The 14,549-nt window shown below is 59.1% G+C and carries 11 protein-coding genes; 8 read left to right on the top strand and 3 right to left on the bottom strand.

The window, feature by feature from the left end; translation table 11 throughout:
• Positions 1-21: 21 nt before the first annotated feature.
• From pal to queC, 5 genes are all read left to right on the top strand, one after another.
• Positions 22-558, top strand: coding sequence for a peptidoglycan-associated lipoprotein Pal (pal, locus tag AW06_RS09120; RefSeq protein WP_034948984.1), 537 nt, complete (start codon positions 22-24; stop codon positions 556-558).
• 70 nt (positions 559-628) lie between these two features.
• On the top strand, positions 629-1,360 hold the full coding sequence (gene ybgF, locus AW06_RS09125; RefSeq protein ID WP_034949026.1) for a tol-pal system protein YbgF: 732 nt from the start codon (positions 629-631) through the stop codon (positions 1,358-1,360).
• Positions 1,361-1,364: 4 nt separating this feature from the next.
• Positions 1,365-2,024, top strand: a complete 660-nt coding sequence (gene queE / locus AW06_RS09130; protein ID WP_138678298.1) for a 7-carboxy-7-deazaguanine synthase QueE — start codon at positions 1,365-1,367, stop codon at positions 2,022-2,024.
• A 19-nt stretch (positions 2,025-2,043) separates the two neighbouring features.
• Entirely contained in the window at positions 2,044-2,406 is a 363-nt protein-coding gene (locus AW06_RS09135) for a PilZ domain-containing protein (protein ID WP_034948989.1), read from the top strand.
• A 23-nt stretch (positions 2,407-2,429) separates the two neighbouring features.
• Positions 2,430-3,128 (top strand): 7-cyano-7-deazaguanine synthase QueC, encoded by a 699-nt coding sequence (gene queC / locus AW06_RS09140; protein ID WP_034948991.1) that lies wholly within the window; start codon positions 2,430-2,432, stop codon positions 3,126-3,128.
• Between the two features lie 18 nt (positions 3,129-3,146).
• Here queC and AW06_RS09145 read toward each other — a convergent pair whose 3' ends face one another.
• Positions 3,147-4,466, bottom strand: coding sequence for a hemolysin family protein (locus AW06_RS09145; RefSeq protein ID WP_034948993.1), 1,320 nt, complete (start codon positions 4,464-4,466; stop codon positions 3,147-3,149).
• 401 nt (positions 4,467-4,867) lie between these two features.
• Between AW06_RS09145 and AW06_RS09150 the strand changes: the two genes are divergently transcribed.
• Positions 4,868-5,551, top strand: coding sequence for a transglycosylase SLT domain-containing protein (locus tag AW06_RS09150; RefSeq protein WP_034948995.1), 684 nt, complete (start codon positions 4,868-4,870; stop codon positions 5,549-5,551).
• Positions 5,552-5,610: 59 nt separating this feature from the next.
• On the opposite strand, the gene plsB is transcribed toward AW06_RS09150, so the two are convergent.
• Both plsB and fusA read right to left on the bottom strand, forming a co-directional pair.
• Positions 5,611-8,082: a glycerol-3-phosphate 1-O-acyltransferase PlsB gene (plsB, locus tag AW06_RS09155; RefSeq protein WP_138678297.1), complete on the bottom strand. Its 2,472-nt coding sequence runs from the start codon at positions 8,080-8,082 to the stop codon at positions 5,611-5,613.
• 29 nt (positions 8,083-8,111) lie between these two features.
• On the bottom strand, positions 8,112-10,160 hold the full coding sequence (fusA, locus tag AW06_RS09160) for an elongation factor G (protein ID WP_034948997.1): 2,049 nt from the start codon (positions 10,158-10,160) through the stop codon (positions 8,112-8,114).
• Between the two features lie 254 nt (positions 10,161-10,414).
• Between fusA and AW06_RS09165 the strand changes: the two genes are divergently transcribed.
• Together AW06_RS09165 and pilB are read left to right on the top strand one after the other, a co-directional pair.
• On the top strand, positions 10,415-12,703 hold the full coding sequence (locus AW06_RS09165) for an NADP-dependent malic enzyme (RefSeq protein WP_034948999.1): 2,289 nt from the start codon (positions 10,415-10,417) through the stop codon (positions 12,701-12,703).
• Positions 12,704-12,833: 130 nt separating this feature from the next.
• Entirely contained in the window at positions 12,834-14,546 is a 1,713-nt protein-coding gene (pilB, locus tag AW06_RS09170; protein ID WP_034949001.1) for a type IV-A pilus assembly ATPase PilB, read from the top strand.
• Positions 14,547-14,549: the final 3 nt, after the last annotated feature.

Genomic DNA, 14,549 nt, shown 5'->3' on the forward strand with positions numbered 1-14,549 from the left:
ATCTTGCGCAGGAGTAACCCCATGAAACCACTCATTATCCCGGCCGTCTTGAGCCTCCTGATAGCCGCCTGCAGTTCGACTCCCGAGAGTGGTGAGCAGGCTGCCGGAGCGGGGGCGCCCGTCGAGACACGCGGAGGCGGACCAGGCGTGACAACGGTGACGACCGGCGGTGTCGATAGCCGTGGCTTGCCGGCGGTCCTCACCGATCCGAAGAGCATTCTGTCGAAGCGTAGCGTGTACTTTGACTACGACAGCTACGAAGTCAAGACCGAGTACAAGGATCTGGTAACCGCACACGCCAAGTTTCTGACCGAAAACCGCCAGTTCAAGATGCTGATCCAGGGAAATACCGACGAGCGAGGCAGTCGCGAGTACAACCTGGCGCTGGGCCAGAAACGCGCCGATGCGATCAGGAAGATGATGGCCTTGCTCGGCGCTCGCGAAGAACAGCTCGAATCGGTCAGCCTTGGCGAAGAGAAGCCTAAGAACGAGGGTCATCACGAGAGTGCCTGGGCCGAGAACCGGCGCGGCGACATGCTCTACAACGGCGAGTTCTAGCATGTCGGGGATGTCGAGGCGTCGATGCTCCGGTCGAACCCACGTTCTGATCCTGACCCTGTTGTTTGGCATGCCATGCGCATTTGGAGCGCGCTATGCGCATGCCGGGCTCTTCGATGACGAGGAAGCACGTCGTCAAATCAAGGACATCTCGATCAAGACCAACGAGCGCCTCGATACTTTCGCCAAGGGACAGATCGAGCTGGCCAATCAGATTCAGGCCTTGCGCGAGGAGAACTCGCGTCTGCGTGGCCAAGTCGAGACGTTGACCTATGAACTCGATTCTGCCAGGAAGCGGCAACAGGATTTCTACGTCGACCTAGACGGTCGCCTGCGCAAGCTCGAACCACAGGTCGCGCAAAGTGCTGAAGCAAGATCCGCGGATGATGGCAAGCCGCCGGTTGACCCCCCCAGAAAAGCAGTCAGTGATCCGGCCGCCGAGACGCGCGAATACGAGGCGGCCCTCAACCTGTTTCGGGCCAACAAGCTCAAGGAAGCCGCCGCCGCCTTCGAATCTTTTACCAAGGCACATCCAGACAGTACGCTGACCCCCAGCGCCCAGTACTGGCTTGGCAATGCCCATTATTCGCTGCGCGACTGCAAGAAGGCGATCGATGCGCACCGACTAGTCGCCAGCAAATGGCCTGCTCATCCCAAGGCGCCGGACGCGCTACTCAACGTGGCGACCTGCCAGCAGGAACTTGCCGACGCCAAGTCGGCAAAGATGACACTTGACACGCTGCTTGCCAAATATCCCGACAGCACCGCTGCGACTACCGCCAGGCAACGCCTGAAGAAGTAGGCTGGTGAAGGCCACTGCCCGACCGTTGGCGCTGAAGATCAGCGAAATCTTTGTGTCCCTGCAAGGTGAAAGTTCGCGTGTTGGGTTGCCGTCGGTTTTTATCCGCCTGACCGGTTGTCCGTTACGTTGTGTCTGGTGCGATACTACCTACGCTTTCAACGGTGGCCAGACCATGTCCCTGCCGGAAATTCTCGCCGAGGTGGCGCATCACGCGCTACCTCACGTTTGCGTGACCGGCGGTGAGCCGCTTGCACAGCCAGCGTGTCTGCCGTTGTTGAGCGAATTGAGCGAAGCCGGCCATGCAGTGTCGCTGGAAACGTCCGGTGCGCTCGACATTGGCGGTGTCGATCCAAGGGTTTCTCGAATCGTGGATCTCAAGGCGCCGGGTTCCGGAGAATTCCACCGCAATCGTTGGCAGAACTTGGCGCTGCTGACCGCTAATGACGAACTCAAGTTGGTTCTCAAGGACCGTGCCGATTACGAGTGGGCACGCCAGTTGATCGTCGATCGCCAACTTGCTGCACTCTGTCCGGTACTCCTTTCCCCAGTCGAAGGGGAACTCCCGGCGGTGACGCTGGCGGACTGGATACTCGCCGATCGGCTACCGGTGCGCTTTCAGTTGCAACTCCATAAAGTGCTTTGGGGTAAGATGCGGGGCAGATAACTTGAGAGAGACCCGTGCCGTGAGCGAAGAACGCCGCCAGTATTCCCGAATCTCTTTTGCATCACCCGCGCAACTGCTGCTGGTCAAGCGAACGTTAGAGGTGCAGGTGCTGGACCTTTCCTTGAAGGGCGCACTGCTGCATCTGCCGGCTGCGGCCGATCTGGCAATGGGGGAAGCTGCCGACCTGGACCTGCCCCTCGATGAAATGGGCAATCGGATTCGCATGCAGGCCACTGTCGCTCATCTCGAAGGCAGACAGGCTGGCTTGGCGTGCCGGATCATCGACATCGATAGCGTTACCCACCTGCGTCGCCTGGTCGAACTCAACCTTGGCGATGCTGAACTGCTGCAGCGGGAACTGGCGGTGCTGCTTGCCGAATAAAACTGAGTCGTATTGGCCAGGCCATGAACATACCTCTTCCAGCTCCCGGCAGGCGGGCAGTCGTCCTCCTCTCTGGCGGACTCGATTCGGCGACTACGTTGGCGATCGCCCGCGCGAGCGGTTTCGCTTGCTACTGCCTGTCGGTTGACTATGGTCAGCGTCATCGTGTCGAGCTGCAGGCGGCAGCGGCGGTTGCCAGCGCGCTCGGAGCTTGTGAGCATCGGGTATTGCGTCTTCGGCTGGAAGACTTCGGGGGATCAGCGCTGACCGACGCCAGCATCGCGGTTCCCGTCGCTGGCCCGCAGCCGGGAATTCCTGTCACTTACGTACCGGCACGCAACACGGTCATGCTCTCGCTGGCCCTGGCCTGGGCCGAGGTGCTGGGTAGCCGCGATATTTTCATCGGTGTCAACGCGGTCGACTACTCGGGCTACCCCGATTGCCGGCCTGAGTACATCGCAGCCTTCGAAAGCATGGCCAATCTCGCGACCAGGGCTGCGGTCGAAGGTGCGACACTGCGCATGCACGCGCCGCTGCTGAATTTTCGCAAGGCTGAGATCATTGCTCGGGGCAACGAGTTGGGTGTCGACTATGGCCTGACGGTTTCATGTTATCAGGCCGACCAGGACGGACGTGCCTGCGGCGTTTGCGATTCTTGTCGATTGCGACGAGCTGGTTTTGCTGCAGCCGGAGTTGACGACCCTACTGCATATTTGGATTGATGACAGCAGCCGGCGCAATCATTCGCTGGCATTGACCGTCGCCTCGCTTACGCACTGCCTGCGCGCAAGCAGCACCTTGTCCACTCGATTGCGGTCCATATCGACTACTTCGAAATGCCATTCAGCCCATTCGAAGTGATCCGCTGCCACCGGAATGCGACCGAGCACATACATGATGAAGCCGCCCAGCGTGTTGAACGCGTTCTCCTCTTCGCCTGGCAGCTCGGCATCGATATGGAGAATCGTTTTCAGGCGTTCGACGGTGATGCTGCCATCAGCCAGCCATGAACCATCTGTGCGGGTGACGATCTCCTGTTCCTCGGTGTTATCCCAACTCGGAAGATCGCCGACGATCGAAGCCAGTACGTCGCTGAGGGTGACCAGACCCTGCAGGTCGCCGTATTCGTCGATCATCAGCGCGCACTGCTGGCGCGCGCGGCGGAAGGTTTCGAGTAGTTGGGTGGTCGTGACGCTGGAGGGCACATACAGTGCCGGCCGGACAAATGGCTCGACCGCGAGTGGCTTGCCGAAGAGGGCATCCTTGAGGAGGTCGTTGGTGCGCAAGATGCCGATCACATTCTCCAGGCCGTCGCGGCAGGCGACAATCCGCTTGTAGGGGCTGTCGGCGAGTCGCTGGCGAATTTCCGTTTCGCTGGCGTTCAGGTCGAGCAGGTAGATATCCTTGCGCGGGGTCATGATCGCACCGATGTGCTGTTCGTCGAGTCGCAGCACATTGGCGACGATGGCTTGTTCGCTTGCGTGGAAGACGCCTGCCTTGGCGCCCTGGCTCATCAGGACCTTGATCTCGTCGTTGCTCACCGAGGTCTCCTGGGTGTGGCGAGCTCCTAGCAGGCGCAGGAGCAGATTGGATGACGAAGCGAGCAGCCAGACCAGTGGACGCGCCAGTCGCGAGAGCAGGTTCATCGGTGGTGCAATCAGCGCAGCGATACGCTCAGGGGCCAAAAGGCCGAGACGTTTGGGGACCAGTTCGCCGACCACAACCGAGAAATAGGTCAGAACGGCGACGACCAGCGTCAGTGCGATCGTGCTGGCGTGATCCGCGAGGATTGGCCATGTTTCCAGCGATGCGGCGAGCGGAATGGCCAGGGTGGCCTCGCCGATGGCGCCGCTGAGAATGCCCACCGTGGTGATGCCGACCTGGACGGTGGAGAGAAAAATCGAGGGCTCGTGATGCAATGACAGAGCTGCGCGCGCGCCTGTGTTACCGTCGTCAGCCAGCTTTAACAGGCGTGACTGCCGCGAAGAGACGACAGCGATTTCGGACATTGCCAGGATGCCGTTGAGCAGGATCAGAAAGAGTAATAGGGCAATGTCCACAAGGGCTCGGTGGTCGGGAAATTTTCGTGCATGGCAACGCTGGCAGCGCTGTTGAACGGCATTATAAGGGTCTCCGGGGATCCCGGGACAGGCTGTCAAGGTTGGTGCCCGTCGCATCCGAATGGCATTGTTGGCGCTGCTGGAACGAGTGTTACCCTTGTGCCGTTTCAAAGCAAGTTGACAAAATTCATACTTATCAATAGACTGCGATCTCCGCAGTAGAAACGAACGCATTGCAGCTAGACAGCTGCATCCTTGCCGCTCTGTCCGCCGTCGATCAAAGCGCACAGAGTTCCGGCCTCAGGGGAAGTGTCCCCCCAGTATTCGAGGCTTTGCACCCGCCTGTAACCGTCCGTCGTCGAGCTGTTTCTTGGCGCGACGAACTCAGTGAAGGAGAGAGCATGTCCGCAACAATTGCACTTGGAAATATGGAGGGGCGTCGTATCGACGCCACTTTGAGTTTGATTCAGCATAGTCTGATCATCGTTGGGCTGATGGTCGCATTGGGCACCTTCAAGCCTTCGGTTGCCGACAACGCTGTCGCAGACAGCCAGTACGCTGCCGAATCTGCAAACACCATCGAAGTACCCGAAACGGAAGCCCTCAAGCCCGCGGCAGAAGAGTTGCCGCTGCGCCTACAACGTGTTCTGGATTTCGTTTCGCGGCGCTACCGGGTGGCGCCGGAAGCGCTGGTCCCGATCTTCGAGGCGGCGCAGGCGGTTGGCCGGGAACGTCGCCTTGATCCACTGCTGATCATTGCCATCATTGGTATCGAGTCGCGCTTCAACCCCTTTGCCGAAAGCGCGAGTGGTGCCAAGGGCCTGATGCAGGTAATCCCGGGTTATCACCTTGACAAGATACCGCAAGGTGCCGGGTTGCAGCCGTTTCTCGATCCGGTGACCAATATCCAGGTCGGCGTGCATGTTCTGGAGGAGGCGATCCGTTGGCGTGGCGGCCTGACTGCCGGCCTGCAGCACTATGGTGGGGCACCCGAGGATCCTGAGACGGGCTATGCCAACAAGGTTATTGCCGAAAAGGAACGCCTCGAGCAGGCAGCCAGGCGAAATTCTGGCGCGCGTGTCTGAGGATCGTGTGGCGTGTCGATGGTCGATGTGCAAGTCGCGTCAACGGTGTGTGCGGCGCATCAACTGGCCACGCCAGCGCCCGTGATGCGCCGGATGGCTTGTCTGGCCTCGACCGAGAGGACAAGTTCGGAATGGGCCAGGGGCGTCATCAGTCGCTCATCAAAATGTAGCAGTCCATGGTCGTCCTCGCGCAGGAATTCCGCTTCGATCAGGTTGGCGATGAAGGCAGAGAAGGTCGCCTTTTCAGGAAACTCCGGGGTGTTGAACTGATAGAGCAGGGAGAGCCGTTGTGCAAGCAGATGGCAGTGATTTTCGAGTGCTTGGCGGGTCAATTGACCCGTCCCGTGTCTCTGCAGTAGCGACAGCGTAAGGAAATGACGTTCCAGCAGTGGGCGGATGGTTTCGCCGAGCAGGTGTAGTTCGGCAAATTCCTGACTGATCGGCTCTGGCGCGACAAGCATTCCCGAGACGTTTGAGCGGCCCAGCAGACCGCGCCTGACGAGCACGCCAATGACCTCTTCGGTGGCTGTCGCCAGTTCGTCGAGAGGCCAGCGAAGAAACAGTTCTGCTCGCATCAGGGCGCAGATGCCGGACACCGCCTTTGCCACGCGAGCGCCATCGAGGCGGCGGTTGTGGCTCAGCAGGCAGGCGAGCACCGCTGGCAAGGCAAACAGGTGCAGGACATTGTTGCGAAAATAGGCCAGCAGGGGTGCCTGTTCTTCGCATACCCGGATCAAATCTCCCAGCGGATCAGCGAAACGTTCGACGACGGCCAGTCGCTCGGCGTAGGCTACGATTGGTTGCGCCGCAAGTCCGCAGGCGATGGTTGTCGGCGCGTACGGGGCCTCTCTGGCGAGCGCCTGGTAGTGCTCGATCATCCGCAGCAAGGCGTGCTCGTCGGCGGTGTGTTTGGGTGTCGCCAGCAGTGCGAGGGCGATCAGGTTGATCGGATTGAGCACGGCCGCCTCGTTGATCCGTTTGGCGAGTTCGGCGGCCGCGTTGCGCGTGGCGGCGCGCGCCCATAATGATTGGCGGGCGGCGCCTTCCTCATTCCAGCCCGGGTGATGGGCATCAAGAAAACCGGCTAGCGGCAGTGGTTCGCCAATGTTCACATGCACCTGGCCAAATACCCGCTTGATGTTGCGCACGCTTTTCAGGATGCCCAACAATGATTCACCTTGCTTGGGTTTGCCCGCCAGTTCTCCGAGGTAGGTGCGACCCTCCATCAGTTTTTCGTAACCGATGTATACCGGAACGAATACCAACGGTCGCGCGTGTTCCCGGATGAAGCTTTGCACGGTCATGCCAAGGATGCCTGCCTTGGGGGTCAACATCCTGCCACTACGGCTGCGCCCGCCTTCGATGAAGTACTCGATCGGGAAGCCGCGTGCCAGCATCAGGTGCAGGTATTCGTGGAATACCGCAGCATACAGTGGTTCACCTTTGAAGCTGCGGCGCAGGAAGAAGGCACCGCCACGGCGTAGCAGCGATCCGACGATCGGCAGGTTAAGGTTGGCACCGGCGGCGATATGGGGCGGTGTCAATCCCTGGCGGACGATGATATAGGACAGCAGGAGGTAATCGATGTGGCTGCGGTGGCAGGGGACGTAAACGATTTCGTGCCCGGAGGCGATGCGGGTGACGACGTCGAAGTGATGCAGCTGAATGCCGTCGTAAAGGCGAGTCCACAACCAGGACAGAAATAGTTCCAGGGCGCGCAGAACTCCATAGGAGTAGTCGGAGGCGATCTCCAGCGCGAAGTTGACAGCCCTTGCTTGGGCCTCACCGAGCGGGATGCCCTGCGTTTCGGCTTCGCTCCTGATCGCCGCGCGGACCTGCTCGCCGGCAAGCACCGCATCCACCTGGGTGTTGCGATGCGAGAGGTCGGGTCCGATGGCCATTTGGCGCTGGCGGCGAAAGTGCACCCGCAGGATGCGCGACAGCTTGCGTAGTGCCTGCTCCTCATCCAGGCCTCCCTGCAGGAGATTGCGCAGCAATATGGGTGCATTGTAGCGTACCAGGACATTGCGGCCGTGCAGCAGAATCGCCAGCAATTGCCGCCATGCGCCAGGTGGACGCCAAGTTTCCGAGAACAGCGCTTTGAGGACCGAATCCTGTGTGTCGGGACTGCGTCCCCAGAGGATGAGCACCGGCACCAATTGAACGTCGAGCGTCGGGTCGGCGACCGTTTGGCGTATCAGACTGGCCAGCAAGGCGGAGTAATTGCGGCCGTCGCGTGCTCTGCCGTTCAGGCTGCGGTCACGGTTGAGGAAGAAGAATGAGCTATGCAGCCGTTGCCCGCCTAGCACCATTGGTACATCGGCGCGCGGCAAACCGGCTCGCCGCGATTCCTCGAAAAGTACCAGCAGGTTCGAGAGATGCCTGTCCTGCAGGACGTAACAGACCGGTATCGCCGGGTCGAGGCCCAAAGCCTGCAGATTCTCCGGAAAAACCGAGGTCCGTACCCAGGCGTAGAGCAGGCGTCGCGCCAGAGGAATGAACCAGTTGGAGACCTTGAAGACCTTCCTCACGACGACGCTGCCCGTCCTGGTCGTCCCGCTTATTCCTCCTCGATTACCTTGTGCTGTGCCGCCAGATGTTGCTGTGTCGCCGGCGGTACCTGTGCGTAGTGCGAGAAGGCGATGCTGTACGAGCCCTGTCCGCCGGTCAGTGACTTGAGGCGCGACTGGTAGCCTTCAAGTTCAGCCAACGGTGCCTGACCGGTAATCGCCATGATCCCTGGGCCCCGCGGTTGAGTGCCGGTAAGGTGACCGCGTTTGCTGGAAAGGTCGCCAGTCACGTCACCGGTGAGGGCGTCCGGCGCCAGGATTTCGATGTCGACAACCGGTTCGAGGATGATCGGCTTGGCAGCACGAATCGCCTCGATGGTCGCTTTCTTGGCGGCCATGAAAAAGGCGATGTCCTTGCCGTCGACCGGATGTGACTTGCCATCATGCACGGTGACGCGCAGATCCTCCACCGGGAAGCCGGCAACGACGCCGTCAGCCAGCGCCTGACGCACGCCCTTCTCGACTGCCGCCATGAAGACTCCGGGAATCACGCCGCCTTTGACGATATCGACGAACTCGAAGCCGGCGCCCCGTTCGAGCGGCTCGACCCGCAACATCACTTCTCCGAATTGGCCCGCGCCACCACTCTGTTTCTTGTGCCGGCAGTGGCCCTCGGCCGAGCTGGTAATTGCTTCACGATAGGCGATCTGTGGCGGTTTGGTGTCGAGTTCCAGCTTGTACTGCTGAGCCAGGCGCGTCAGCTTGGCGCGCAGGTGCATTTCACCGAGGCCGCGAATCACCGTCTCGTTGGTCGTTGGATGACGTTCGATCCTGAAGCAGGGGTCCTCGACCTCAAGCTTGTGCAGGATCTCGAACAGCCGCTGCTCGTCAGCCTTGCGCCGCGCATGAACGGCCAAGCCGTGCATCGGTAGGGGGAACTCGAGTGGCCGCAGATGAATATGGTCCTCATCGTGTGAGTCATGCAATACGCAGTCGAATTCGAGTTCCTCGACCTTGGCGATTGCACCCAGATCGCCAGGTACCAGTGTCTCAACCTCGACATAATCCTTTCCCTGTAGGCGATAGATGTGGCCGACCTTGAACGGACGCTTGCCATCGCCGACAAAGAGCTGCGAATCCTTCCGGATCGTCCCCTGATGGACGCGGATCACTCCGACCTTGCCGATGAACGGGTCGCTGACGACCTTGAAGACGTGCGCCAGTACATGCTTCTGCGGATCGGGCTCGGCCGCGAAGGGTTCGGCCGAGGTGCCGATCTCGCCGCGATAAAAAGGCGGTGGGTTACCCTCTGCCGGATTAGGTGCGAGTCTGGCGAGAACGTCGAGCAGTTGCGGGATCCCGGCTCCGGTCTTTGCCGAAACAAAGAGAATGGGAATCAGGTGGCCTGCACGCAGTGCCTTCTCGAAGGGTCGGTGCAATTCATCCGGAGTCGGATCGATTCCTTCGTCGAGGTACCTTGCCAGCAGGTCCTCGTCTTCCTCGACGATCTGATCGATCAACGCACGGTGTGCTGCTGCTACCGATTCGAAATCACTTTCGCCATCATCATGGCCGAGCAGCTCGACGACCTCACTGCCCTGCTTCACCGGCAAGTCAAGCAACATGCACTCGCGACCGAAGCGATCACGGATTTCGCCGACCAGCGCCGGAAGATTGACATTCTCCGCGTCGATCTTGTTGATCACGATCATCCGGCAAACACCACGCGCTGCGGCCAGCTTCATCATGCGTTCGCTCGAGAGTTCGATACCGTTTTGCGCATTGATTACCACTAAGGCCGTGTCCACGGCAGCGAGTGCGGCAATCGCCTGTCCGGCGAAGTCGGGAAATCCCGGCGTATCGAGCAAATGAACCAAAATACCTTGCCAAGAAAAACTCGCCAGCGCTGAATTCAGCGAGTAGCCAAATTCTTTTTCTTGCGCATCGAAATCGCAAACCGTGCTGCCTTTTTCAACGGTGCCCCGGCTGCTGATTGCGCCGGCTGCAGCGAGCAGGCTTTCGGCAAGCGTCGTCTTGCCGGCGGCACCGTGGCCGACGAGAGCAACGGTGCGAAGGTTACTGGTGGCGGTTTGGCCCATTCATCATCTCCCATTCAAGTCAAACGCAAGCCGCAGCTACAGAAAGAACCCCCATGGTAAGTTGGCTGCGCGTGCGTTCATGATTCTACCCCGGCGACAGCCGCTGCGCTTGCTCGTCGTGGTGTCGCTGGCGAACGCTGGTGTGCAATACCGGTCGGCATCGTCAATGCAAATTACATCAGTTTTGTGTAAATCGATTGAGTCGGCTAAAGTAATGCGCTTTTACGTCGACGAACGCTGAGTCAGGAGGCAACATGGAAAATAATCCCGGTCAGGCTGGTCCTCGCGAGGCCGCCCTCGAATATCATCGCTACCCGACTCCGGGCAAGATCGCGGTTCAGCCCACCAAGGGCCTGAGTAATCAGCTCGATCTGGCCCTCGCCTATTCTCCAGGAGTTGCCCATGCTTGCCATGCCATCGTTGATGACCCGGCGGCGGTCAGCTTGTACACCTCGCGATCCAACCTCGTAGGCGTCATCACCAACGGTACTGCCGTGCTCGGCCTGGGTAACATCGGTCCTCTGGCAGCCAAACCGGTCATGGAAGGCAAGGGCTGTCTGTTCAAGAAGTTTGCCGGGATTGATGTTTTTGACATTGAACTCAGCGAGAGCGACCCGGACAAGCTGATCGACTTGATTGCTGCAATGGAGCCGACCCTGGGCGGCATCAATCTCGAAGACATCAAGGCCCCGGAGTGCTTCTACATCGAAGCCCGGCTCAAGGAAAGGATGTCGATCCCGGTCTTTCATGATGACCAGCACGGCACGGCAATCATTTCCTCGGCCGCGATCCTGAACGCACTCAAGGTGGCCGGCAAGGCGATTGACGAAGTGAAAGTCGTTTGCTCCGGCGCGGGCGCTGCCGCGATCTCCTGTCTCAATCTCTGGTGTGAACTGGGTGTTCGTCGTGAGAACGTCACCGTATGCGACTCGAAAGGAGTGATCTACACCGGACGTGACGACAACATGGAACCGACGAAAGCGGTGTATGCGCGCACTACCGAGGCCCGCACACTCTACGAGGCCATTGATGGTGCCGATGTCTTCCTCGGACTTTCTGCTGCGGGCGCGCTCGAACCGGAGATGCTCGCCCGCATGGCCAAGCAGCCGATCGTTTTCGCTCTTGCCAACCCAATCCCGGAAATCATGCCCGAACTGGCCCGCCAGGTCCGTCCCGACGTGATCATCGCAACCGGTCGTTCGGACTTCGCCAACCAGGTCAACAATGTTCTGTGTTTTCCATTCATTTTCCGCGGCGCACTCGATGTCGGCGCAACCTGCATCAACGAACACATGAAGATGGCCTGTGTAAAGGCACTGGCGGCAATGGCCGAGGAAGAGGTGAGTGCCGAAGTGGCGATGGCCTATCCTGGTGAGGAACTTGCGTTTGGCCCGGATTATCTGATCCCGAAACCCTTCGATCCGCGCCTGATCACTATCATTGCGCCGGCTGTGGCGCAGGCAGCGATGGATTCCGGTGTAGCGACCAGGCCAATTGCCGATATGCCTGCTTACCGGGAAAAGCTCAAGGAATTCGTTTACCAGACGGGGGTCGGCATGCGCGCCGTTTTCTCGGCCGCCAAGCGGGGGCGAAGGACCCGCATTGTCTATCCCGATGGTGAGGATGAGCGCCTGTTGCGCGCTGTGCAGATCATTCTTGATGAAGGGCTTACCCGCCCCATATTGATTGGCCGTCCGGGCGTGATAGTGACGCGACTGGAAAGGATTGGCTCGAGATTGCGTGTCGGTACGGATTTCGATGTCGTTGATCCGAACAGTGACCATCGCTATAAAGAATGCTGGACCGCCTATCATCAGCTCAGGAAGCGCCAGGGCGTGACGATCGACATTGCCAAGACACGCTTGCGTAGCGATAACACGATCATCGGCGCCATGCTGCTCAGGCTTGGCTACGCCGATGGAATGATCTGCGGCCTGACTGGCCGTTTCCTGCATCACCTGCGGCAGGTTGACGAGATCATCGGCAAAGCGCCGGGTTGCAAGACGATGGCAGCCATGGCGCATCTCTTGCTTCCTGGTCGCGCCATGTTCATCTGTGACACCCATGTCAACGAGAATCCCGACGCCGAACAACTGGCTGAAATTGCCTTCATGGCCGTCGAAGAGGTTCGCCGGTTCAAGATCCGTCCCAAGCTGGCGATGCTGTCGCATTCCAACTTCGGATCGTCGCAGACCGTTTCAGCCCGCAAGGTAGCCGAGGCAGTGGCGATTGTGCGTGCCAAGGCGCCGGATCTGGAAGTCGACGGGGAAATGCGCGGCGATAGCGCACTTTCAGCGGAGATACGCAAGCAGTTTGATCCCCAATCGCCACTGACCGGAGAGGCCAACGTGCTGGTGATGCCAAACCTGGACGCAGCCAACATCTCTTTCAACCTGCTCAAGATGATCGGCAGTGATGGGATGGCCGTCGGCCCGATCCTGCTCGGCGCCGCGCGGCCGGTGCATGTACTTGGGCCAACCTCAACCGTTCGCCGGGTAGTGAACATGACCGCTCTGGTGGTGGTGGACGCCGCCAGCAAGTAGGGGCTCGGGACGCTGCTTTACAAACACGCGCAGCCAATGCATTATCAGGTTGGGCCAGATCCGTATAACCGAGATCTGATGGTTTAACAAGCCTTGTACAGTCCTATCTTGTAAAGTCCTATCGCGAATAATGGCAGCCAATCCGCAACAATCCCAGCTGAACGGGCTTGCCCGTGCGCTTGTACAAGCGGGCCGACTCAAGGAAGCAGAGGCAGAGTCTCTGCTTGAGCAAGCCATTGCCAAGAAGACTTCGCTAATCGAACAACTGGTGGCCGCGAAGAAGGCAAGCTTTCTCGAATTGGCACGTTTTTCGTCAGACAAGTTCGGTTTTCCGTTGCTCGACTTGGCCGCCTTTGACGACTCGAACATTCAGAGAAATGCAATTGATCGAAAGCTGATCACGGCCCACCAAGTCGTACCATTGCACAAGCGCGGGAATCGATTGGCAGTTGCCATCGCTGATCCCACCAATCTGCGTGCGCTTGACGAGATACGCTTTCAGACCGGGTTAACGGTCGACCCGGTCATCGTTGAGGAAAACAAGCTCATTCCGCTGGTCGCGAAGATATCCGAATCGGCCGAAGAGGCCTTGAAGGGTTTCAGTAACGATGACCTCAATCTCGAGTTCACCGACGAGCAAAGCCAGGAAAAAGAAGAGGTCGCAAATCTTGAAGTTGATGATGCTCCGGTCGTCAGGTTCATACAAAAAATGATGCTCGACGCCATCAACGATGGAGCATCGGACATTCACTTCGAACCCTACGAGAAAAACTATCGCATCCGCTTTCGCACTGACGGCATATTGCGGGAAGTTGCCGCTCCGCCTCTGGTCATCAAGGACAAGATTGCTTCCCGTATCAAGGTGATTTCACGCCTGAACATTGCCGAGAAGCGTGTTCCCCAGGACGGCCGCATGCGCTTGGTGCTCTCGAAGCATCGATCGATCGACTTCCGGGTCAGTACCCTGCCGACGATGTACGGCGAGAAGATCGTCTTGCGGATTCTGGACCCGGCCAGCGCCACCATGGGAATTGATGCCCTGGGGTATGAGCCCGAGCAGAAAGCGATATTGCTTGACGCCATCCATCGACCTTACGGCATGATCCTGGTGACCGGGCCCACGGGTTCAGGAAAAACGGTCTCGCTGTACACCTGTCTCAATATTCTCAACAAACCAGGGGTCAATATCTCGACAGCCGAGGATCCTGCCGAAATCCCACTGCCGGGAATCAATCAGGTGAACGTCGACGACAAGGCCGGGTTGAGCTTTCCGGTAGCTCTCAAGGCTTTTCTCCGTCAGGACCCGGACATCATCATGGTGGGCGAAATTCGTGACGTCGAAACTGCTGAGATCGCGATCAAGGCGGCGCAAACCGGGCACATGGTCCTGTCGACCCTGCATACCAATGATGCTCCGGCAACCCTGACCCGTCTGATGAACATGGGCATTCCAACTTTCAACCTGGCCGCAAGCATTCTGCTGATCACTGCGCAGCGGCTGGTTCGTCGGCTTTGTACCTGCAAGAAACCTCTCGATACACCGATCGAGACACTGCTCAATGCCGGCTTTCTGGAAAGCGATCTTGATGGAAGCTGGACCTTGTACGGCCCGGGAGAATGCGAACTCTGCAAGGGCAGCGGTTACAAGGGACGGGTCGGCCTCTACGAAGTCATGCCGGTGACGGAAGCGATTCAGCGCATCATCATGGCCAATGGAACCGAGCTGGATATTGCGATCCAGGCCCGCAAGGAAGGCGTCAATGATCTGCGTCGTTCCGGTTTGCTGAAGGTCATGCAAGGGCTGACTTCCCTTGATGAGGTTCTCGGCAGTACCAACGTTTGAAAA

The sequence above is a fragment of the Candidatus Accumulibacter cognatus genome (assembly GCF_000584975.1).
GTDB lineage: Bacteria > Pseudomonadota > Gammaproteobacteria > Burkholderiales > Rhodocyclaceae > Accumulibacter > Accumulibacter cognatus.